Here is an 18,806-nt window from a genome sequence, read left to right as displayed (position 1 = left end):
CTCCGCTTGAATGTTGGAAGGATCAGCCTAGTCCAAAGGCGACGGCTGTCCAGTAGGTGATACCTGCCGCGGCATAGGCGAGCGCGAACAAATAGCCAACCATGAACAGCGGCCATTTCCACCCATTGGTCTCGCGCCGGGTGATCGCGATCGTCGAGATACATTGCGGGGCAAAGACGAACCAGGCGAGAAAGGCGAGCGCGGTCGCGATGCTCCAGCGTCCCTGAAGCCGCTCGCTGAGCGATTGCGCAACGGCATCCTCGTCATCGCCCGCGTCGATCGCATTGGCGGTTGCGAGCGCCGAGACGGCCACCTCGCGCGCCGCCATCGCAGGGATCAGCGCGAGTGCGATGTCGTGATTGAAGCCGATGGGTTTGACCACGACTTCCAGTCCGCTCGCGATGCGGCCGGCGATACTGTAATCGACCTGGCGGACGTCGCCGCCCGCCGGCGCCTGCGGATAGCTGAGCAGCAGCCACAGCACCGCGGTGGTCGCGGCGATGATCGTGCCCGCGCGGCGCAGGAAGATCCACGCCCGCTGCCATAGCGCGATGCCGACATCGCGCAGCCGCGGCCATTGATAGCGCGGCATTTCCATCATGAAGCCCGCCGCATTGCCCTTGGTCACCGACCGCCGCAGCACGAAGGCGACGACCAGCGCGCCGACGATGCCCGACACATAGAGGCCGAACAGCACGAGTCCCTGCAGGCCAACGGGCGATCCGCCGACGCTGCGGTTCGGGATGAAGGCGCCGATGATCAGCGTGTAGACGGGAAGCCGCGCCGAACAGGTCATCAGCGGGGCGATCAGGATCGTCGTCAGCCGGTCTTTCGCATCGGGAATCGCGCGCGTCGCCATGATACCGGGAACCGCGCAGGCGAAGCTGGAGAGCAGCGGGATGAACCCGCGTCCCGACAAACCGACCTTTGCCATGATCCCGTCCATCAGGAAGGCGGCGCGGGTCATATAGCCCGAGGCTTCGAGCAGCAGGATGAAGAGGAAGAGAATCAGGATCTGCGGCAGGAAAACGACGACCGCGCCGACGCCGGCGAGCAGTCCTTCGACCACCAGCCCGCGCAGGAAGCCCGCGGCCATGTGATCGCTCGCCAGCGCCTGCAACGCGGCGATGCCGTCCTCGATCCAGGCGATCGGTGCTTCGGACCAGGCGTAGACCGCTTGGAACATCACGAACATCAGCGCGAGCAGGATCAGCAGCCCGAAGACCGGATGTAGCGCTACCGCATCGACGCGCTGCGTCCAGCGGCGCACCGGCGTTTCGGCGAGCGTCGCGGCGCGCGCGATGGCGCGAGCGCGCTGGTGCAGCGCGGTGTCGCCGGGCGGCGGCGCCGGCTGGTCGGTCGCCGACAGGCCGTGCGAGAGGAGCGCGCCATCGACCGCCGCAAGCAATTCGGTCAGGCCGCGCTTGCGCACCGCAACGGTGGGCACCACTGGCACGCCGAGTTCGGCGGCAAGCCGGTCGGGATCGAGCGTCAGCCCGTCGCGCTCCGCCAAGTCGAGCATGTTGAGCGCGATGACGGTCGGCAGGCCGAGCGCGATCAGTTCGAGCGCGAAGCAGAGATGATTGTCGAGGTTCGCCGCGTCGACGACGACGATCAGTGCGTCGGGGCGCTTCTCGCCCGTCTGGCGGCCGAGCACAACGTCGCGCGTCACCGCCTCGTCGGGGCTGGCGGGCGACAGGCTGTAGCTGCCCGGCAGATCGACCAGCGCGAGCGGCCGGCCGTCGGCAAAGCTCGCATGGCCCGATTTGCGTTCGACCGTGACGCCCGGATAATTGGCGATCTTCTGCCGCGCGCCGGTCAGCGCGTTGAACAGGCTCGATTTGCCGGCGTTCGGATTGCCGACCAGTGCGATCGTGGGTGCGGGGCCGGTCATGTCGTCGCCGGTTCGACCTCTATGGCGGCGGCCTGCTTGCTGCGGATGATGACTTTCATCCGCCCGATCGTCAGCGCGAGCGGATCGCGCGAGAACAGGCTGCCGCGATGCAGCGGGGTGACTTCGCTCCCCTCCAGCAAGCCGAACTCGCGCAGCCGGCGCCCTTCGTCGTGCGACATCGACGTCCAGTCGATGCGCGCGATGCGCACCGCGATGCCAAGCGGGGAGGAATCGAGCTTCGCGATCATTTGCGAGCGATTATCAATAACAGCAGCGAAGCGCCAGCCCCAAAATTTGCCGGCGCCGCCGCCTCAGCGTCCCGGGTAGCGCAGCCGCCCCACGAAGCGCGCGAGGCTGGGCCGTTCGATGCGGTGCGCAGCGCGGCGGTGCTTCCACGCTTCGAAGCGCATCACATTGTCGATCCGCCGCGCAAGGAAGGCACGCGTTTCAGCAAAATTTTCGCTCTCGTCGTTGAGGAAGACCGCCATCGTCGATCCATAGACCCCGGTCAGGATCGCGCGCTTGCTGTAGTGATTATAGTCGGTCGCGGTGTCGCCCGCGAGGCGCCACATCAGGTCGGCGGCGCGCCAGCCGAGCTTGGCCGCGTGCGGGGCATTGCCCGGCAGCGCGAGCAAGGCCAGCGCGCGGCGCAGCGATTCGCGGTTGGGCGCGAGCAGATCGATCCGGGTTTCGACGAGCCGAGTGATGCGCTCGCGAATCTTCATCGTCGCGAGCGTTTCCGCCGGGCAGCGCTCCGCCATCGCGGCATCGATCGTCGCAAACCAGGCGTCGACCATGTCGCGCGCACCGCCCGGAAAGGCTAGCCGCGCGACGTCGCGGTCGACCCCGAGCGCGTCGGCAGCTTCGTCGAGCGTGGCGGCGGTGAAGCCGTCGAAGGCAGCGGAAGCCGCGACAAGCGGCGCCAGCGCGGCGCGAATCTCGTCGAGCGTCGGATCGGCGGGCAGAGTTGCGGCGGACGGATGCTGAGCCATGACCATCAGATAGGCGCCGCGCGGCGGCTCGGCAACCGAATCAGCACCAGCGCCGCGGCAACCATCGCGCCGCCGAACAATTCCATCGCGCTGAGCGTCTCGCCGAAGATCAGCCACCCCGCGGTCGCCGCGACCACCGGCTGGACGAGCAGGGTCAGGCCGACGACGAGCGGCGAGAAGCGCGGCAATGCCCAGATGAGCAGCCCCTGCCCGACCAGCTGGCTCATCAGCGCCAGCACGATCAGCGGGGTCCAGTCGTGCGGCAGGATCGCTTCGCCGAAGAGCAGCGCCGTGCCGAGCAGCACCGGGATCCCCGCCGCCGACGATATGGCGAGCGCCGACCAGGGGCCGATGTCGCCGCGCACCCGCTGCATCATCAGAACATAGCCCGTATAGAGCGCCCCGGCGAAAAGGCTGAGCAGATCGCCAACGAGATAGGCGGCCGACGCTTCATAGCTCTGCCCCATCAGCAGCGCCGACCCCGCGAAGGCTAGCAGCACCGCCACCGCCTGCCACCCGCGCGGCAGGGTGCGCGCGACCGCAATCCCCCACAGCACGAGGAGCAGGCTGGCGCTGTTGCCGAACAGCGTCGCATTGGCGACCTTGGTCTGAAGGATGCCGAGATGCCAGGCGGCAAGATCGAGCGCGAAGAAGAGCCCCGCCCCCGCCGCCACCGTCAGCGCGCCGCGCGGCGGCAGGCGACCGCCCGTTTCGCGCCGCATCAGCAGCGCGAGCAGCGGCAGCGCGAGCGCGAGTCGCCAGAAGGCCGCGGCCACGGGACCGGTATCGGCGAAGCGCACCACCATCGCGGTCAGCGACAGCGCCAGATTGCCACCGACAAGCGCGGCAAAGGCCCATCGGTTCACCGTGGCGGCGACCGGTTTGGCCACCGGATCGACCGGCGAAATGGTGGGCGGGCTGATTGGCTTGTTGCTCATTTAGATTTTCTTTTGCTACCCACCATTGTGCAGCGGCCGCCGCATCCATAGCTTCGGCGGCCATAGCGGCGACAGCACGGGCCGTCGCCGGTAAAGTGAAAGGTGGAATCTATGCCCGCATCGCTTCTCGACCCGATCAAGCTTGGCGCGATCGACGCGCCCAACCGCATCCTCATGGCGCCGCTGACGCGCGGCCGCGCCGGCCCCGGTTTCGTCCCCAACGAACTTGCGGTCGAATATTATCGCCAGCGCGCCTCGGCCGGGCTGATCATCTCCGAAGCGACGGGAATTTCGCAGGAAGGGCTCGGCTGGCCCTCGGCGCCGGGACTGTGGACCGACGCACAGGTCGAAGGCTGGAAACCCGTCACCGAGGCGGTCCACGCCGCGGGCGGGCGCATCGTCGCGCAGCTGTGGCACATGGGCCGGCTCGTCCATTCGGTGTTCAACGACGGCAAGCAGCCGGTGTCGGCTTCGGCAACGAAGGGCGAAGGTCGCGCGCACACGCCGGTCGGGCGGCTCGAGCTCGAAGAAGCGCGCCCGCTGCGCCTCGACGAGATTCCGCGCGTGATTGCCGATTATGTCGCGGCTGCCGAAAATGCGAAGCGCGCCGGGTTCGACGGTGTGCAACTGCACGGCGCCAACGGCTATCTGATCGACCAGTTCCTGCGCGACGGCACCAATTTGCGCGACGATGATTATGGCGGTCCGGTCGAAAACCGCATCCGTCTGCTCCGCGAAGTGACCGAAGCGCTGATCGGGGTGTGGGGCAAGGATCGCGTCGCGGTGCGCCTGTCGCCCAATGGCGAGACGCAGGGTGTCGACGACAGCGCGCCCGAAATACTGTTCCCCGCCGCCGCCGAGGCGCTCGACGCGCTGGGCATCGCTTTCCTCGAACTGCGCGAACCCGGCCCCGACGGCACCTTCGGCAAAACCGACGTGCCCAAGCAGTCGCCGGCGATCCGTCAGGTCTTCAAGGGGCCGCTGGTGCTCAACAGCGATTATGACGTGGCGAAGGCCGAAGCCGATCTGGCGAGCGGCCTCGCCGATGCGATCAGTTTCGGGCGGCCCTTCATCGGCAATCCCGATCTGGTCGAACGCATCCGCACCGGCGCGGCCTGGGCCACCGACAATCCGCAGAGCTGGTACTCGCCCGGGCCCGAGGGCTATATCGACTATCCGGCGCTGGTCGCCGCCTAGATCAGATCAGACAACAATTTCGTGTGTCCCCGCGAAGGCGGGGACACACTTCCGGTCGGTTTCAGATTGCGCCGGCTGAAGATGGGCCACCCGCCTTCGCGGGGCACGCTATCTTCAGTCGACGGGCGTTATCCCCTCTCGGCGACCGCCTTGTCGACGATTCCCGCACCGATCGGCGCCAATATCTTGCCGCCGAACTGGAACAGCAGAAAGGCCGCGACAAAGGCCGCTACCGGCATGATGAGCAGCAGGAAGACGAAGATCGCGAGCCCGATCGCGAAGATCGTCACGAAGCCGCCGCTCAGGGTCGATTGCCCGCTCGCGCCGAGTTCGATCGTCCGCGGCCCCTTTGCATCCCACCATTTCGACGTGACCACCGTCTTGCGCGAACCGCGATCTGGTTGCGGCGCCGGACGAGACCGCGATGCCGGGATCGGAGCGGCTTCGGGGACATGCGCCGGGATTCGCGCCGGCACGGAGGCGCGCGCTGGCGGCGCGGCGGGCGTGTCGCCCCAGGGCTGGCGCGCCCTGGCCTGGGCGCCGCGCGCAGCGATCGCCTCACGCAGCCGATCAGCGGGAGCTGTGCCGGCAATCGTAGCGGGGGCTTTGATAGGTTCCGGTATCTCTTCGCGCGGTGCCGGCAGGGCGGGTTCGAGGCCCCGGCGCCGATCGTGTTCGGCCATGCGCTGTGCCGCGGTCGGCGGGGTTCCGCCGGTCGCGCGGTCGATCACCACCAGCCGGCCGCCGCGTTCGACGACGGAATATCGGCCGGGAGGAGTGCGATCAAGCAACGCCGAACTGATCCTTCAATGCGAGCATCGCGAGTGCGGCCTTCGCCGCCTCGCCGCCCTTATCCTTGCGCGTCTTGTCGGCGCGCGCAAGCGCCTGTTCCTCATCCTCGACGGTCAGGATGCCGTTGCCGATGGCAAGGCCGTCGAGCGTCAGCGCCATGATGCCGCGCGCGCTTTCGTTCGACACCACTTCGAAATGATAGGTTTCGCCGCGGATGACGACGCCAAGCGCGACATAGCCGTCAAAGCGGCCGCTCTGATCGGCAAGTGCGATCGCCGCCGGAACCTCGAGCGCGCCGGGAACGGTCACGACCTCGTGGCTGTGCCCCTCGGCCTCGAGCGCGCTGCGCACGCCATCGATCAGCATGTCGTTGAGATGGGCATAGAAACGCGCTTCGACGATCAGGATATGGGCCATCATTCTTCTCCGGGGATTGCGCGTTCGCCGACGACCGACAGGCCATAGCCTTCCAGCCCGACGAGATTATTATGCGAAGGCGTCAGAAGCTCCATCGCATGAACGCCGAGGTCGACGAGGATTTGCGCGCCGATGCCGTAGGTGCGCAGATCCATGCCGCCGGTCGGCGGCGGGGCCGCGTCGGCGGCGGCCGAGCCGGGGAGCGGGCGCATGAGCATGACGATGACCCCCGATCCTTCGGCGCCGATCGCCTCCATCGAGCGTTGCAGGCGGCGCTTGCGGGGGCCCGGGCGGCCCATGATATCGTCGAAGATCGACACGGCGTGCATCCGCACCAGCGTCACGCCATCGGGATCGACCGCGCCCTTCTGCAGCACCAGATTGACGCTGCCGTCGACCTTGTTGCGATAGGATTTGAGCCGCCAGTCGCCGCCATAATCCGATTCGAAGGGTTCGTCGGCGACACATTCCACCAGCCGGTCGGTGCGGCTGCGATAGGCGATCAGGTCGGCGATCGTGCCGATCTTCAGCCCGTGGCGCCGCGCGAACGGGATCAGGTCGTCGAGCCGGGCCATCGTCCCGTCGTCGTTCATGATCTCGCAGATCACGCCCGAGGGATTGAGGCCGGCGAGGCGCGCGATGTCGACCGACGCCTCGGTATGGCCGGCGCGCACCAGCACGCCGCCGTCGCGCGCGATCAGCGGAAAGACATGCCCGGGCGTGACGATATCGTCGCGCCCCTTGGCGGCGTCGATCGCGACCGACACGGTGCGCGCACGGTCGGCGGCGGAAATGCCGGTGGTCACGCCCTCGCGCGCTTCGATCGAGGTGGTGAAGGCGGTTTCGTGGCGAGTGCCGTTGTTGCGACTCATCAGCTCGAGGCCCAGCGTTTCGACCCGCGACCGCGTCAGCGTCAGGCAGATCAGGCCGCGGCCGTGCGTCGCCATGAAATTGACCGCATCGGGGGTCGCCATCTGCGCCGGGATGACCAGATCGCCCTCATTTTCGCGATCCTCGTCGTCGACAAGGATGAACATGCGGCCGTTGCGCGCCTCGGCGATGATTTCCTCCGGCGTCGCCATCGGCGACAGGTCGCTGCCGTGCGCGAGCCAATTCTCGAGCTTGCGCAACGTTTCGGCGGTGGGGTTCCAGCCCGGCGATTCCATGTCGCGCAGGCTGTTGGCGTGGAGGCCGGCCGCGCGCGCAAGCCCCGAGCGGGACATGCTGCCGTCGTCGACGATGGCGCGGATGCGATCAATAAGTTGCGTAGACATGCCCCGCAATTATCACATCATAATGTGATTCCCAATAGAGAAATCACATTGCGCTATTATTTGGGTCCGAAGATCGGTCCAAGATCGCGCAGCGGGGCATCGGGCTTGGCGTCGAGCAATTGCAGCATCTGGCCGGTCCGGTCGTCGCGCTTGGCATAATCGCGCGCCGACATGCCCGCGATATGATCCGATTTGTCGGGATTGGCGCCGTGGCGCATCAGCAGCCGGACCATCGCCGCATTCTTGGCCTGCACCGCCAGTATCAACGCCGTCTCGCCGCGGCGATTGGTCATGTCGACGATCGACTTGTCGGCTTCGATCAGTTCCTCGGCGCCGTCGGGATAGTTGAGCAGCGCCGCGTGCATCAGCGGCGTCACCCCTTGGCGGTCGCCGATTTCGGGGTCGGCGCCCTTGCCGATCAGGAAGCGCAGCCACGTCGTGTCGCGGCGCTTGGTGACGATGATCAGCGCGGTTTCGCCGGTGTCGGGATGGCGCGTGTTGACCAGCGTCGAATCGTCCTTCAGCGCCTCGGTCGCCTTCGTCCCGTCGCGGTTCTCCACGGCCTGCAGAAAGGCGTAGCCGCCGCGGAATTGCGCATGCGCCGCGGTGCCGGCGCCGAGCGCGGCGGCGATCAGCAGGAGGAAGGAGGCGAGGCGGAGCTCCGCGCGTCGAAACATGATTGGGCGACCCCTGGCGATGATCGTCGCACGGCGCGACGAGAAAGGTTGATTTTCGTGGCCTAGCCCATCAAGGCTGGCCGCATGATGAACATCCCGAATATGGTCCGAAACGCCGGTCGCGCAAGCCTGCTTCTGATTTTTGGCGCGGCGCTCGCTGGGTGCAACGCTCCGTCGGCGACGCAGGACGCGACCCCGCCGCTCGCCGGCGCGAAGATCGGCGGGCCGTTCAGCCTGATCGATCAGGATGGCAAGCCGGTACGCGACAGTGATTTCGCGGGCCGTTACCGCATCGTCTATTTCGGCTACAGCTATTGCCCCGATATCTGCCCGGTAGATGTGCAAAAGCTGATGCGCGGGCTGACGGCGTTCGAGAAGGCCGATCCGGCGCGCGGCGCCAAGGTGCAGCCGATGTTCATCACCGTCGACCCGGCGCGCGACACGCCCGCCGTGCTCAAGGCCTTCGTCAGCCGGTACCACCCGCGCCTGATCGGGCTGACCGGCACCCCCGAACAGATCGCGGCGGTCGCGAAGGAATATGTCGTGTCCTTCCACAAGGTGGAGGGATCGGCGCCCGACCGCTATCTGATGGCGCATACGCAGCTCGCCTTCCTGATGGACCCGGCCGGCAAGCCGCTCGCGCTCCTGCCGCTCGATGACCCGTCGACCGACGTCGATGAAGGCGCGCCCGACAAGGTCGCCGCCGACCTTGGCAAGTGGGTGAAGTGACCGGGGCGGGGCGCCGCTTCTGGGAAGCGCCGCTCGCCTCGCTCGACGCGGGCGAGTGGGAGGCGCTGTGCGACGGTTGCGGCAAATGCTGCCTCCACAAGCTGGAGGATGAAGACAGCGGGCGCATCTATCCGACCAATGTCGCGTGCCGCCTGCTCGACTTGAAAACAGCGCGCTGCGGCGATTACAAGCGTCGCCGCCGCCATGTCCCCGATTGCCTGACGCTGACCAAGCGCAGCGTCGCCGACATCGAATGGCTGCCGCAAACCTGTGCCTACCGCCTGCGCGCCGAGGGCGAGCCGCTGCCCGCATGGCATTATCTGGTCTGCGGCGATCCGGACGCGGTGCACCGGGCGGGCGAGTCGATCGTCGGCTGGACGGTGAGCGAGGATCGCGCCGGGCCGCTCGAAAATCATCTCGTCGAGCGCGTCGTCTGATGCGCCGCGAACGGGCCAGCGACGAGCGGCCGCGTATCTGGGTCGGTGATACGCCGTGGCCGGTGCGGCTGGTCCCGCATGCGCAATCGCGGCGCTATCGCCTGGTCTTCGATGGCGCGCGCGGCGAGTTGCGGCTCACGCTGCCGCGCCGGGCAAGCGCCGCGCGCGCGATCAAATGGGCGAGCGAGCAACAGGACTGGCTCGCCGAACAGGTCGGCAAGACCGCTGCGCCGGTCCAGGTCGGCCCCGGCACGGCGCTCCCACTGTTCGGCATGGAGCGCCGGATCGAATGGACGGCGACCGCTCCGCGCGCGGTTCGCGCCGAGGGCGACCGGCTGAGCGTCGGCGGCCCCGCCGAAACCGTCGGGCGCCGCATCGAGCGCTGGCTGAAGGCCGCGGCGCTCGACATCATGACGCGCGAGAGCCGGGAAATTGCCGCGCGCGCAGGACTGACCGTCGGCCGCGTCGGGGTCGGCGATCCGCGCAGCCGCTGGGGCAGCTGCACCCACGACGGCGACCTGCGCTACAGCTGGCGGCTCGTCATGGCGCCCGACCATGTCCGCCGCGCCACCGTCGCGCACGAGGTCGCGCATCTGCGGCATATGGACCATAGCGCCGCCTTTCACGCGCTGGTCGACGATCTGCACGATGGCGACGTTGGCGCGGCGCGCGCGTGGCTGCGCCGCGAAGGCCGCGGGCTGCACCGCTACCGTTTCACCTGATCCTTAATTGCCCTCGCCATTGGCGGGCGTACGCGCGGGCGGCACCTTCAGCACCGGTGGCGGCGCCTTGGGCGGTGCTGGTGCGGGGGGACGTAGCTGCTGCGGGGCCGCCTTTGGCGCGGCGGCGCCATTGTCGGCGGGCGGCCGGCGCCCCGTCTGCTCCTCGATCCATTGCTGGTTGAGCACAGGGCCATCGGCGGGCGGCGGCGGGACGTCGCCCTGGGCGGTGTCGGGCGCAGCGGGCAGTTCGATCGGCATGCCATTTTCATCGACCATGCCGCCATTTTCCTCAGGTGCGCCGAAATAGGCCTCGTCATCGCCCTCAAGCTGCCATTCGGGCAGCTTGACCTCGGTATCGAAGGGCTCGACGGGGCGCCGTGCGACAGCGATGCGCATATAGTCGGCGAAGGCCTTGGCCGGCGCGCGGCCGCCCTGCAGCCCCCCGACCGCCTTGGCATCGTCGCGGCCCATCCAGACGCCGGTGGTCAGGCCGCTCGAAAAGCCGAGGAACCAGCCGTCCTTGTTGCTCGACGTCGTGCCGGTCTTGCCTGCCACCGGTCGGCCGATCTGCGCGGCGCGCCCTGTCCCCGTCGCGACTGCGGTCTGCAAGAGGTCGGTAATGCCCGCGGCAACCCAATTGTCGACGAGCACCTGCCCGCGCTCGGCCGGCTTCTGATAAAGGAGGCGCCCGTCGGCGGTCGTCACCTTGGTGATGCCATAGGGCTGCACCGACACCCCCTTGCGCGACACGGCGGCGAAGGCGGCGGTCATGTCGATCACCCGCACCTCGGCGCTGCCCAGCACCATCGACGGGTGGGTGTTGATCGGGGTCGTGATGCCGAAGCGGCGCGCCATGTTGGCGACCGACGAAAAGCCGATTTCATTGCCCAGCTTCGCCGCGATCGTGTTGACCGAATAAGCGAAAGCGGTGCGCAGGCTCATCGGCCCGGCGAAGCGGCCCGACGAGTTTTTCGGGCTCCAGCCGTTGATCGTCACCGGTTCGTCGACCACCTGATCGTCGACCTTATAGCCGGCTTCGAGCGCTGCCATGTAGACGAACAATTTCCAAGCCGACCCCGGCTGGCGCATCGCCTGCGTCGCGCGGTTGTAGTTGGAGGCGACATAGTCGGTGCCGCCGACCATCGCGCGCACGGCGCCGTCGCGATCGAGCGAGACGAGCGCCCCCTGCACGCCCTTCGGCGTGTCGGCCTGGATCGCCGCGGTCGCGGCGCGCTGCATGCCGAGGTCGAGCGTCGTGTAGACATCGAGCGCCTCGGTGCCTTCGTCGATCAGCATGTCGAGCTGCGGCAGCGCCCAGTCGGTGAAATAGCGCGCGCTGTTCTGGCCCGTTTCCTGTGCCAGCTGGACATCGGCGGGCTTGGCACCGTCGGCCTGCGCCTGGGTGATGAAGCCCGCATCGACCATGGTTTCAAGCACGACCCCCGACCGGCCGAGCGCGGCCTGGGCATCGGCAGTCGGCGAATAGCGCGACGGCGCCTTGACCAGCCCCGCAACCACCGCCGCTTCGGACAGCGACATCTGGGTCGCGCTATGCCCGAAAAAGCGCCGCGATGCGGCGTCGATGCCGTAGCTGCCGCCGCCGAAATAGACCTTGTTCAGATAGAGTTCGAGGATCTCGTCCTTCGAGAATTTCCATTCAAGCGCGAGCGACAGGATCATTTCGCGCAGCTTGCGCGACCAGGTGTAGCTGTTCGACAGGAAGATATTGCGCGCCAGCTGCTGGGTGATCGTCGATGCGCCCTGCATCCGGCGCCCGGTGCCATAATGTTCGACCGCGAAGACAGCAGCGCGCGTCATTCCGACCGGATCGACGCCGGGATGATAGCGAAAGCGCCGGTCTTCGACCGCGACCATCGCATCCTGCATCACCTGCGGCGTTTCGCGCAGCGTCAGCCAGCGCCCGTAATTGGGGCCGAGCGACAGGAAGACGGTGCCGTCGGCGGCGTGGACGCGAATCGTCTGGCCCGCCGGCGACTTTTTCAGCTCCTCGAAGCTCGGGATGCGCTGCGCCGCAATGCCGACCGCGACCGCGACCGCGACGACCCCGACCAGCGCAAGCGCGAGGCCCCAGCGGAACAGACGGCGGAGCCAGAGGCGCAGGCCCGACGGTCCCCCGGAGCCGGGGCCCTTGCCCGAGCCTTTGCCTGACGATGACGATTTGGGGGCGGATGACGATTGTCGCTCGCGGCGCAAAATCCAGATTCCTTCTTTCGCTGCGCGGCGATGCGGCAGCCGGCCCGGCGGGGATCAGCCTTCGCCGGTCCCCGCCTCATCCTGCCCGCGGTCGGCGAAGTCAAGCGCCGCGCTGTTGATGCAATAGCGCAGCCCCGTCGGCCCGGGACCGTCGGGAAAGACATGGCCCAGATGCCCCTCGCACTTGGCGCAGCGCACTTCGGTGCGGATCATGCCATGGCTCATGTCGCGATGTTCGCTGACCGACGCATCGCTGGCGGGCGCCGTATAGCTCGGCCAGCCCGAACCGCTGTCATATTTGGTGCGGCTGTCGAACAGCGGCGTGCCGCAACCGGCGCAGCGATAGAGGCCGTCGCCCTTGAAATCGGTATATTTGCCCGTGAAAGCGCGCTCGGTGCCGCCTTCGCGCAGTACATGATGGGCCATTGGGTCGAGTTGCTTGTCGGTCATGATGGGCTACTCCTGGGCGGCGCACGGGGGTGGGGAAGGGCGCCGCATGATGGCCTGAATATCGGCGCGATGCCGCGCCCCCGCAAGGGGTAGCGTGGCCTGCTTTACCGCCGATTAACCACGATCGCGCTATGCCCAAGGGGTGATAATGCGTCTCCTCCTTGCCCTCCTGCTGTTCGGCGCGCCGCCGGCCCCCTTGGCCGCCCAGTGCCAATTGTGCGGCCAAGACGGCAAAGATGCCGCGATTGTGGCGCGCAAGGCGAGCATGCCGCTGCGCGTCGAGGTCGACACCCAGCTCGACCTGGGCCGCGTCGCGGTCGGCGCGAGCGGCGGCGAGATCGAGATCGATCCGCTCACCGGCGCGCGCCGCCTGCGCGGCGACGTGCGCGACCTCGGCGGCTTTGCGGTTACCGGCGTCGTCACCGTCAGCGGTGAGCCCGGCGCCGAAGTGCGTGTCACTCTGCCCCCGTCGGTCGATCTGGAGAGCGGCAGCGGCGCGAGCGCGCGCGTGACCGGGCTGGCAACCGACCTGGGCGCGGCGCCGCGGCTCGGCCCCGACGGCCGCCTCGTCTTCCGCTTCGGCGGACGGCTGCAGGTTGCCGGCGCCACCGACGGGGACTACCGCGGCCGCATTCCGGTGACGGTCGAATATCCGTAAACAGGCCCGCGTTCAGGCGAGAAAAGCCGCAACGCCAACGCCGCAAAATAGCTGCTCCGCGCCGACGTTCTTTCAAGGCCGGGCGTGGCGCCGCCGCTTCTCCAGCCCGTCCATTGCTCCGAGGACCCAGATTCGGGAAGGGGCATCGACGCCCAGACTTCAATTCCTGCCTCGGGAGCGACCGTGAATTGTTGCCAAAACCGCGATTCCAAGCCTTGTGCCTGTATTAATCAAGCAATACAGTGTGGCCGTTCTGACGCCCTGCGAATCGAAACCGCGATGTTCAAAACTATTCTTTCATCACTGACCTTTTTCGGACTCTCCGTTGCGGCGCCGGCGCAAGCGCTCGAAGTTGAAATGACCTTTCTCGTTCCGGCACGGGATGCGGCGGGCCAGGCCATCACCGAGCGGCTGTCTGATGGCCGGGAGCTGCCGGTTGGCATGCCGATCGCCGAAGGCCCGCTGAAACGCAGGCTACTCGCAGCGACGGCGAGCGGGGTCGCTGCCCTGCTTCCCGATCTCGATCGGATGGCGCGGGCCAGAAGCCGGCAGACGTTCGACTGCCCCTCGATCGGCGGCGGCATCATCGTCTATCTTTCCGACGAAGACGGCGGTTTCGCCCGCAAAGACCTGTTCATCGAGGACGGCAAGGGGCGCCGCGCACTTTGCCGCGACTATTTCATCGATCTCACGGTCGATGAAGCCAGTATCGCCGACGGCCAGTTCGAAGAGGTGCTCGCGCATGAATTCGGCCATGTGCTTTTGCGCCGGCTCCTTGGCCCGATCCCCCCGACGCTGTCGCGAAATGGCCATTCGGTGCTTGTCACGACCGATCCGACGACCGCTTTCGACGAGGGTTTCGGTGAACATTTCCAGCCCCTGGCGCTGGCATTGACGGCGTCGGAGGGGTTTCGCGCCCGCGCGCGGTTCGGGGCACCATCGCCCGCCGACTATTGGCTCAGCCGCCGCGAGACTTGGCTGCGCGAGACGGCGATCCCGCAAGGCGGCTTTCTCTTCGGATCGGTCCGATCGGACCCGCAAGCTTCGGGGATCGAGGGATGGCGCCTCGCGCAAACCGATTATTCATTAGACCCCTGCAGCGTCAGATCGGGCGAGGCGCAGATGGCGTCCGAAGGCGTCGCCGCGACCGTCTTCTACCGGCTCCTCGCAAAAAGCATGACGCGCGAGGCTTTGCTCGCTCGCTACGAAAAGCTGTTCACGATTCTCGCTCGGCGCGCGGACTGGCATGGCCGCGCGCCGCTGGTCGATCTGGTTCGCGACTGGGCCCGGCTCTATCCCGACGATGCAAAGCAGGTCACTCGTATTTTTCTCGAGGCCACCGGCGGCGCGACGGCGAGCGCGGACTTGCGCGACGCCACTGCGCGGCTTTCCTGTTCCGGTGCGCATGGCAAGCTTGCCGACTTTCTTCGCAATTTGCCGCTCTATCGCCAGGCCTTCGCCGCAGCTACCGATCAAGTCGCGGCGGGCAAGTTCGCGCTTGATGCGCACCTCGCTCCGGAACTCTGGATGACGAACCCCGACGTCCATATTCCCGCGGCGCCGTGGGACGAGAAATTGACTGAACCCTTGGTGGTCGACCTCAATACGGCCGACGCTACCAGCCTCGCCTATCTCCTCGCAGGCAAGCGCGATCTCGCATCGCGGCTGGTCAAGGCGCGCGACAGCGCGCGCTTTTCGAGCATCGACGAAGCCGTGACGAGGGCGAAGCTTACGTCTGGGGAGGCGAGCGAAATCGCCCGATTCCATCGGCAGATCGGCGATCTGCCGGCATTTACGCGGCGCTGAGCGGATGTCGATTTGGCAGCAAAGTGATGGGAGTATCGCAACTATGGCTCGGGTGAAGTTCGCCTTGTTGCTGCTATGCAGCACCATAGCGCCCTCCTTGTTGGGCAGTGAGATTGCCGCCGCCCGTCAAGAGCCGGCGCCCTCGGTAGTCCCCCTTGATGTTGAGTTCGGTAAAGCGCCTGCGCCGGTCGAGGCGTCCGGCCGCGACCATCTTCTCTACGAGATGCGATTGACCAACTATTCGGGGCGCACGATCATCCTGACGGAAATCGACGTCTTCGACAGCAACGGCGGCCGTCCACTCGGCGCATTTGCGGCGAAGGATTTAGCGACGATGATTGCGACGCCCGGACAGCAGAAAGAGGGCGCCGACCGTCTTCAGATCGGGCCTGGCAGCTTTGTCATGGTATATTTCGACACGGCGGTTCCCAAGGGGACAGGGGCCGGGTTGCGTCTTGGTCACCATATCCATGTGGCATCGGCATCAAGCGGGCCGCCCGACCCATCGCGCACTATTCTGGAAGTCCCGCCACTGACGGTGAGCGGCGAGGCTCCGCTGGTGGTGAACGCGCCCCTTGGGCCGGGCCACTGGCTCGCAGCCAATGCGCTGTCGAACGATTCCGATCACCGCCGAACGATCGCGGTCGTGGATGGCCAGGCCCGGATCGCGCAGCGCTATGCAATCGACTTCGTGAAGGTCGATGCGCATGGCCGTGCCTTTACGGGCGATCCTTCGAGGAACGAAAGTTGGTCCGGATATGGCGAACCGGTTCTGGCGGTCGCCGATGCGGTCGTCGAGGGCATCCTTGATGGCTTGCCCGACAACCAACCCCTGGCCCCGCCTGCCATCAAGATCGGCCTCGATACGATTGCCGGCAATCATATCGTCCTTCGGCTGCCGGGTGGAAACCGCGTCCTTTACGGACATCTCAAGCCCGGCAGCATCAGAGTGAAGGAAGGCGAGCGGGTGCGCATGGGCGAGGTGCTCGCGGCGCTCGGCAACTCGGGGCAATCCGATGCTCCGCACCTTCATATCCATGTCGCCGATGCAGCCTCGCCGCTGGGTGCAGATGGTCTGCCCTTCGCGTTTCGCACCTTCCGGCAGGAAGGCTATGCGCCGTCGCTCGATATTCTCGAAAACCCCGGCGGGTGGACCGGCCCCACAACATCCGGCGTCGATACGCGACATAAGGAACTGCCCACGGATCTGGCCGTCATCGCCTTTTAATCGCTCGCTGCCCCCTCGGGATCGAGTATCGCGCGCCCGGCAAGGACAATGTCCACAATATGATCAAGGACCGCCCGGATGCGCGGAGACCGACGAAGATCGGGATGAACAAGCAGCCAAAGCTCGCGGCTCGGTGGCGGTGAGGGTGTGGCCACCATCGCGAGCCGCTCGTCGGGGTCGCCGAGAAAACGCGGCAGAACCGCCAAACCCATCCCGGCAGCCGCCGCTTCGTGCAGCGTGGTCAATTCGTTGCTGCGAAATGCCAGGCGCAAGTCCGGCTCCAGACGTCGCAGCCATTGCTGTTGGAGCACATGATCGAGGCTATCGTCATAGCCGAGAAAATCGCGGTCGCAGGCTGCGGCTTTCGCAAGATAGTCCCGCTGGCCATAAAGACCGAAAGCCATCGTTCCGACACGCCGCGTCACGATCGAACCCGTCGTCGGCCGACTGAGACGGATCGCGATATCGGCATCCCGGCGCGACAAGCTGATGGCGCGGCTGTCGCCGGCAAGTTCGAGCTCGATCCCGGGATATCGGCGCCGAAGCGCCGTCAGGCGGGGCGCGATAAATCGGCTGGCGAATGTGGGCGGCGCGCTGATGCGCACCACGCCTGCCAGATCGGACTGCCGGCCTTGCGCCACGCGCGTGATGTTGAGCGTTTCCTCTTCGACGCGCGCCGCAATATCCGCGATCGCCTCGCCTTCGGCCGTAAGGCTGAATCCGCGACCGGACCGTTCGAATAGACGCATGCCAAGCCCTTCTTCGAGCGACGCAATACGGCGCGCGACCGTGCTGTGTTCTGCGCCCAGAGTGCGCGCCGCGGCCGAGAGTGTCCCCGACCGAAAAAGCGCCAGAAAATATTTCAGATCATCCCACTGCATCTGTGCATTTTTGCACAATAACTGGGCATACTAAAGGAATTACTGTGCGCGCACCCATGCCCTAAGTAGCCCGCTTTCAAAGCGAAGGAGCGAGAAGATGGCACGAGTGGTGAAAATGCACGCCGTGGGGGATGCGGCTGTTCTGCGCGTCGATGACCAGCATGTCGGCGATCCTGGTCCCGGCGAGATCCGCCTCCGTCACGCCGCAGCGGGGGTAAATTATGTCGATATCTATCACCGAACCGGTCTCTACCCCGTAGCCCACCTGCCCGCCGTCCTCGGTGTCGAAGGGGCCGGAGTGGTCGAAGCGCTGGGCGATGGCGTCACCCATCTTCGTCGGGGCGACCGGGTCGCTTGGGCGGGCCTGCCGATGGGCGGCTATGCCGAAACGCGCCTGCTGGCGGCAAACCGGGCGGTGCCGCTCCCGTCACATATCTCGGATACGGTCGCTGCGGCTTCCATGTTGCGCGGTATCACGGCGCACATGCTGCTGACGCGCGTCGCACGCATCTCGCCTGGAGATATCATCCTCATTCATGCCGCCGCAGGCGGCCTTGGCCTGATATTGAGCCAGTGGGCGCGCAAACTCGGAGCAAGCGTCATCGGGACCGTCGGCTCGCCCGAAAAGGCGGCGCTGGCCAAGAGCTTCGGTCTCGACCATGCGGTGCTTTACAAAGAGAGCGATTTTGTCCGCGAGGTTCTGAACATCACCGGCGGCCGGGGCGTCGATGTCGCCTTCGACGGTATCGGGGGCGACGTCTTGCTGCGAACCCTCGATTGCGTCCGACCCTTTGGCCTGGTGGTTAGTGTGGGCCAAGCCTCGGGGTCGCTCCCGGCAATCGATATATCCGAACTGGGCCCGCGGCGGTCGCTCGCCTTGGCCCGGCCCAGCGTCCTTGCCTATATGGCCGACCTTGATTCCTATCGGAATGCCGCGGCCGAATTGTTCGAAGAGCTGGAAGCCGGACTGCACGTCGAGATCGGCGCGCAATTTGACTTGGCCGACGTGGCCAAGGCGCATTCTGCCCTCGAGGCCGGACGAACCACCGGTTCCGTCTTGCTGACGTTCTGACCCTGAGCAGGAAGATTTGAGCGATGGAAGACTGGATTTCGTCCGCCATCACCGAAAGAAAAGGAACCTGATGATGAAGTACCTCGTCCTTTCACGGCGAACGCCGGAATTTCGTAGAGAAGTGCTTGGGGAGCACTATGCCTTTCTCGACCGCCTGCGCGATGCAGGACGGCTCGAATGCGCCGGCCCCTTCACCGACCAATCCGGCGGCGCCTATATATTGATTGCCGCCAGCTTGGACGAGGCGAAGCAGTTTGCCTTCAAAGATCCGTTGCACACGCAAGGCTGTTCCCAGCTTGATGTCTTCGAATGGAACGCGGATTGAGTCATTGCGGCCGTCTTCCGATCGTGCCTGGAGGATGGTCTCTTTTCGGTGAAAGTCAGCAAGAGCGATCCGTTCGGCATGGGGGCCGCGGCCGCCAACCCGG

At 66.5% G+C, this 18,806-nt stretch carries 20 protein-coding genes; 9 read left to right on the top strand and 11 right to left on the bottom strand.

Annotation, left to right across the window (positions count from 1 at the left end; genetic code table 11):
* Positions 1–22: 22 nt before the first annotated feature.
* The 4 genes from feoB to ACT17R_RS09085 form a co-directional block, all read right to left on the bottom strand.
* Positions 23–1,894, bottom strand: coding sequence for a ferrous iron transporter B (gene feoB, locus ACT17R_RS09100; protein ID WP_062901268.1), 1,872 nt, complete (start codon positions 1,892–1,894; stop codon positions 23–25).
* On the bottom strand, positions 1,891–2,142 hold the full coding sequence (locus tag ACT17R_RS09095; protein ID WP_003046824.1) for a FeoA family protein: 252 nt from the start codon (positions 2,140–2,142) through the stop codon (positions 1,891–1,893). Before ACT17R_RS09095 ends, feoB begins: the two co-directional genes overlap by 4 nt.
* 63 nt (positions 2,143–2,205) lie before the next feature.
* Entirely contained in the window at positions 2,206–2,892 is a 687-nt protein-coding gene (locus ACT17R_RS09090) for a COQ9 family protein (protein WP_202988420.1), read from the bottom strand.
* Positions 2,892–3,824, bottom strand: a complete 933-nt coding sequence (locus ACT17R_RS09085; RefSeq protein WP_062901269.1) for a DMT family transporter — start codon at positions 3,822–3,824, stop codon at positions 2,892–2,894. Before ACT17R_RS09085 ends, ACT17R_RS09090 begins: the two co-directional genes overlap by 1 nt.
* 111 nt (positions 3,825–3,935) lie before the next feature.
* On the opposite strand from ACT17R_RS09085, the gene ACT17R_RS09080 reads away from it, so the two are divergent.
* Entirely contained in the window at positions 3,936–5,021 is a 1,086-nt protein-coding gene (locus ACT17R_RS09080) for an alkene reductase (RefSeq protein ID WP_444809311.1), read from the top strand.
* Between the two features lie 128 nt (positions 5,022–5,149).
* Here ACT17R_RS09080 and ACT17R_RS09075 read toward each other — a convergent pair whose 3' ends face one another.
* From ACT17R_RS09075 to ACT17R_RS09060, 4 genes are read right to left on the bottom strand one after another with little or no spacing between them, the layout of a single operon-like run.
* The gene (locus ACT17R_RS09075; protein ID WP_263588115.1) at positions 5,150–5,812 is read right to left on the bottom strand and encodes a hypothetical protein; all 663 of its coding nucleotides are present in this window, start codon (positions 5,810–5,812) and stop codon (positions 5,150–5,152) included.
* A complete protein-coding gene (gene ribH, locus ACT17R_RS09070; protein ID WP_062901272.1) occupies positions 5,805–6,230 on the bottom strand; it encodes a 6,7-dimethyl-8-ribityllumazine synthase in 426 nt (141 codons plus the stop codon). Before ribH ends, ACT17R_RS09075 begins: the two co-directional genes overlap by 8 nt.
* Entirely contained in the window at positions 6,230–7,504 is a 1,275-nt protein-coding gene (gene ribB, locus ACT17R_RS09065; protein WP_062901273.1) for a 3,4-dihydroxy-2-butanone-4-phosphate synthase, read from the bottom strand. Before ribB ends, ribH begins: the two co-directional genes overlap by 1 nt.
* A gap of 56 nt (positions 7,505–7,560) precedes the next feature.
* Positions 7,561–8,181, bottom strand: a complete 621-nt coding sequence (locus tag ACT17R_RS09060; RefSeq protein WP_003046841.1) for an ankyrin repeat domain-containing protein — start codon at positions 8,179–8,181, stop codon at positions 7,561–7,563.
* A gap of 84 nt (positions 8,182–8,265) precedes the next feature.
* On the opposite strand from ACT17R_RS09060, the gene ACT17R_RS09055 reads away from it, so the two are divergent.
* The 3 genes from ACT17R_RS09055 to ACT17R_RS09045 are packed head-to-tail and all read left to right on the top strand — an operon-like array spanning position 8,266 to position 10,069.
* On the top strand, positions 8,266–8,910 hold the full coding sequence (locus tag ACT17R_RS09055; RefSeq protein WP_263588114.1) for an SCO family protein: 645 nt from the start codon (positions 8,266–8,268) through the stop codon (positions 8,908–8,910).
* Positions 8,907–9,347: a YcgN family cysteine cluster protein gene (locus ACT17R_RS09050; protein ID WP_263588999.1), complete on the top strand. Its 441-nt coding sequence runs from the start codon at positions 8,907–8,909 to the stop codon at positions 9,345–9,347. The genes ACT17R_RS09055 and ACT17R_RS09050 overlap by 4 nt, the downstream gene beginning before the upstream one ends.
* Complete coding sequence (locus ACT17R_RS09045; RefSeq protein ID WP_263588113.1) at positions 9,347–10,069, top strand: M48 family metallopeptidase; 723 nt, start codon at positions 9,347–9,349, stop codon at positions 10,067–10,069. The genes ACT17R_RS09050 and ACT17R_RS09045 overlap by 1 nt, the downstream gene beginning before the upstream one ends.
* Positions 10,070–10,072: 3 nt before the next feature.
* On the opposite strand, the gene ACT17R_RS09040 is transcribed toward ACT17R_RS09045, so the two are convergent.
* Positions 10,073–12,283 carry a transglycosylase domain-containing protein gene (locus ACT17R_RS09040; RefSeq protein ID WP_412072801.1) on the bottom strand — a complete coding sequence of 737 codons (2,211 nt, stop codon included), beginning with the start codon at positions 12,281–12,283 and terminating at the stop codon, positions 10,073–10,075.
* A 54-nt stretch (positions 12,284–12,337) separates the two neighbouring features.
* Complete coding sequence (gene msrB / locus ACT17R_RS09035) at positions 12,338–12,733, bottom strand: peptide-methionine (R)-S-oxide reductase MsrB (RefSeq protein WP_003046857.1); 396 nt, start codon at positions 12,731–12,733, stop codon at positions 12,338–12,340.
* Between the two features lie 148 nt (positions 12,734–12,881).
* On the opposite strand from msrB, the gene ACT17R_RS09030 reads away from it, so the two are divergent.
* From ACT17R_RS09030 to ACT17R_RS09020, 3 genes are all read left to right on the top strand, one after another.
* Positions 12,882–13,391 carry a DUF4402 domain-containing protein gene (locus ACT17R_RS09030; RefSeq protein ID WP_263588112.1) on the top strand — a complete coding sequence of 170 codons (510 nt, stop codon included), beginning with the start codon at positions 12,882–12,884 and terminating at the stop codon, positions 13,389–13,391.
* 84 nt (positions 13,392–13,475) lie between these two features.
* Positions 13,476–15,197 (top strand): hypothetical protein, encoded by a 1,722-nt coding sequence (locus ACT17R_RS09025; protein ID WP_444809310.1) that lies wholly within the window; start codon positions 13,476–13,478, stop codon positions 15,195–15,197.
* Between the two features lie 43 nt (positions 15,198–15,240).
* A complete protein-coding gene (locus ACT17R_RS09020; RefSeq protein ID WP_234179351.1) occupies positions 15,241–16,425 on the top strand; it encodes a M23 family metallopeptidase in 1,185 nt (394 codons plus the stop codon).
* On the opposite strand, the gene ACT17R_RS09015 is transcribed toward ACT17R_RS09020, so the two are convergent.
* Entirely contained in the window at positions 16,422–17,306 is an 885-nt protein-coding gene (locus tag ACT17R_RS09015; protein WP_234179352.1) for a LysR family transcriptional regulator, read from the bottom strand. The genes ACT17R_RS09020 and ACT17R_RS09015 overlap by 4 nt on opposite strands.
* Before the next feature lie 115 nt (positions 17,307–17,421).
* On the opposite strand from ACT17R_RS09015, the gene ACT17R_RS09010 reads away from it, so the two are divergent.
* Entirely contained in the window at positions 17,422–18,378 is a 957-nt protein-coding gene (locus tag ACT17R_RS09010) for a quinone oxidoreductase family protein (protein ID WP_234179378.1), read from the top strand.
* 70 nt (positions 18,379–18,448) lie between these two features.
* Positions 18,449–18,703 carry a YciI family protein gene (locus tag ACT17R_RS09005; protein WP_263588109.1) on the top strand — a complete coding sequence of 85 codons (255 nt, stop codon included), beginning with the start codon at positions 18,449–18,451 and terminating at the stop codon, positions 18,701–18,703.
* Positions 18,704–18,806: the final 103 nt, after the last annotated feature.

It is taken from the genome of Sphingopyxis sp. Q841, from assembly GCF_052384365.1.
Classification (GTDB): domain Bacteria; phylum Pseudomonadota; class Alphaproteobacteria; order Sphingomonadales; family Sphingomonadaceae; genus Sphingopyxis; species Sphingopyxis terrae_A.
The sequence above is the reverse complement of the archived record's forward strand: the minus strand, read 5'-3'. Positions and strand labels throughout refer to the sequence as shown.

Coding starts and splice junctions, on each gene's coding strand:
- feoB (WP_062901268.1), bottom strand. CDS start 1,894: ATGACCGGCCCCGCACCCACGATCGCACTGGTCGGCAATCCGAACGCC.
- ACT17R_RS09095 (WP_003046824.1), bottom strand. CDS start 2,142: ATGATCGCGAAGCTCGATTCCTCCCCGCTTGGCATCGCGGTGCGCATC.
- ACT17R_RS09090 (WP_202988420.1), bottom strand. CDS start 2,892: ATGGTCATGGCTCAGCATCCGTCCGCCGCAACTCTGCCCGCCGATCCG.
- ACT17R_RS09085 (WP_062901269.1), bottom strand. CDS start 3,824: ATGAGCAACAAGCCAATCAGCCCGCCCACCATTTCGCCGGTCGATCCG.
- ACT17R_RS09080 (WP_444809311.1), top strand. CDS start 3,936: ATGCCCGCATCGCTTCTCGACCCGATCAAGCTTGGCGCGATCGACGCG.
- ribH (WP_062901272.1), bottom strand. CDS start 6,230: ATGGCCCATATCCTGATCGTCGAAGCGCGTTTCTATGCCCATCTCAAC.
- ribB (WP_062901273.1), bottom strand. CDS start 7,504: ATGTCTACGCAACTTATTGATCGCATCCGCGCCATCGTCGACGACGGC.
- ACT17R_RS09060 (WP_003046841.1), bottom strand. CDS start 8,181: ATGTTTCGACGCGCGGAGCTCCGCCTCGCCTCCTTCCTCCTGCTGATC.
- ACT17R_RS09055 (WP_263588114.1), top strand. CDS start 8,266: ATGATGAACATCCCGAATATGGTCCGAAACGCCGGTCGCGCAAGCCTG.
- ACT17R_RS09045 (WP_263588113.1), top strand. CDS start 9,347: ATGCGCCGCGAACGGGCCAGCGACGAGCGGCCGCGTATCTGGGTCGGT.
- msrB (WP_003046857.1), bottom strand. CDS start 12,733: ATGACCGACAAGCAACTCGACCCAATGGCCCATCATGTACTGCGCGAA.
- ACT17R_RS09030 (WP_263588112.1), top strand. CDS start 12,882: ATGCGTCTCCTCCTTGCCCTCCTGCTGTTCGGCGCGCCGCCGGCCCCC.
- ACT17R_RS09020 (WP_234179351.1), top strand. CDS start 15,241: ATGGCTCGGGTGAAGTTCGCCTTGTTGCTGCTATGCAGCACCATAGCG.
- ACT17R_RS09015 (WP_234179352.1), bottom strand. CDS start 17,306: ATGCAGTGGGATGATCTGAAATATTTTCTGGCGCTTTTTCGGTCGGGG.
- ACT17R_RS09010 (WP_234179378.1), top strand. CDS start 17,422: ATGCACGCCGTGGGGGATGCGGCTGTTCTGCGCGTCGATGACCAGCAT.
- ACT17R_RS09005 (WP_263588109.1), top strand. CDS start 18,449: ATGATGAAGTACCTCGTCCTTTCACGGCGAACGCCGGAATTTCGTAGA.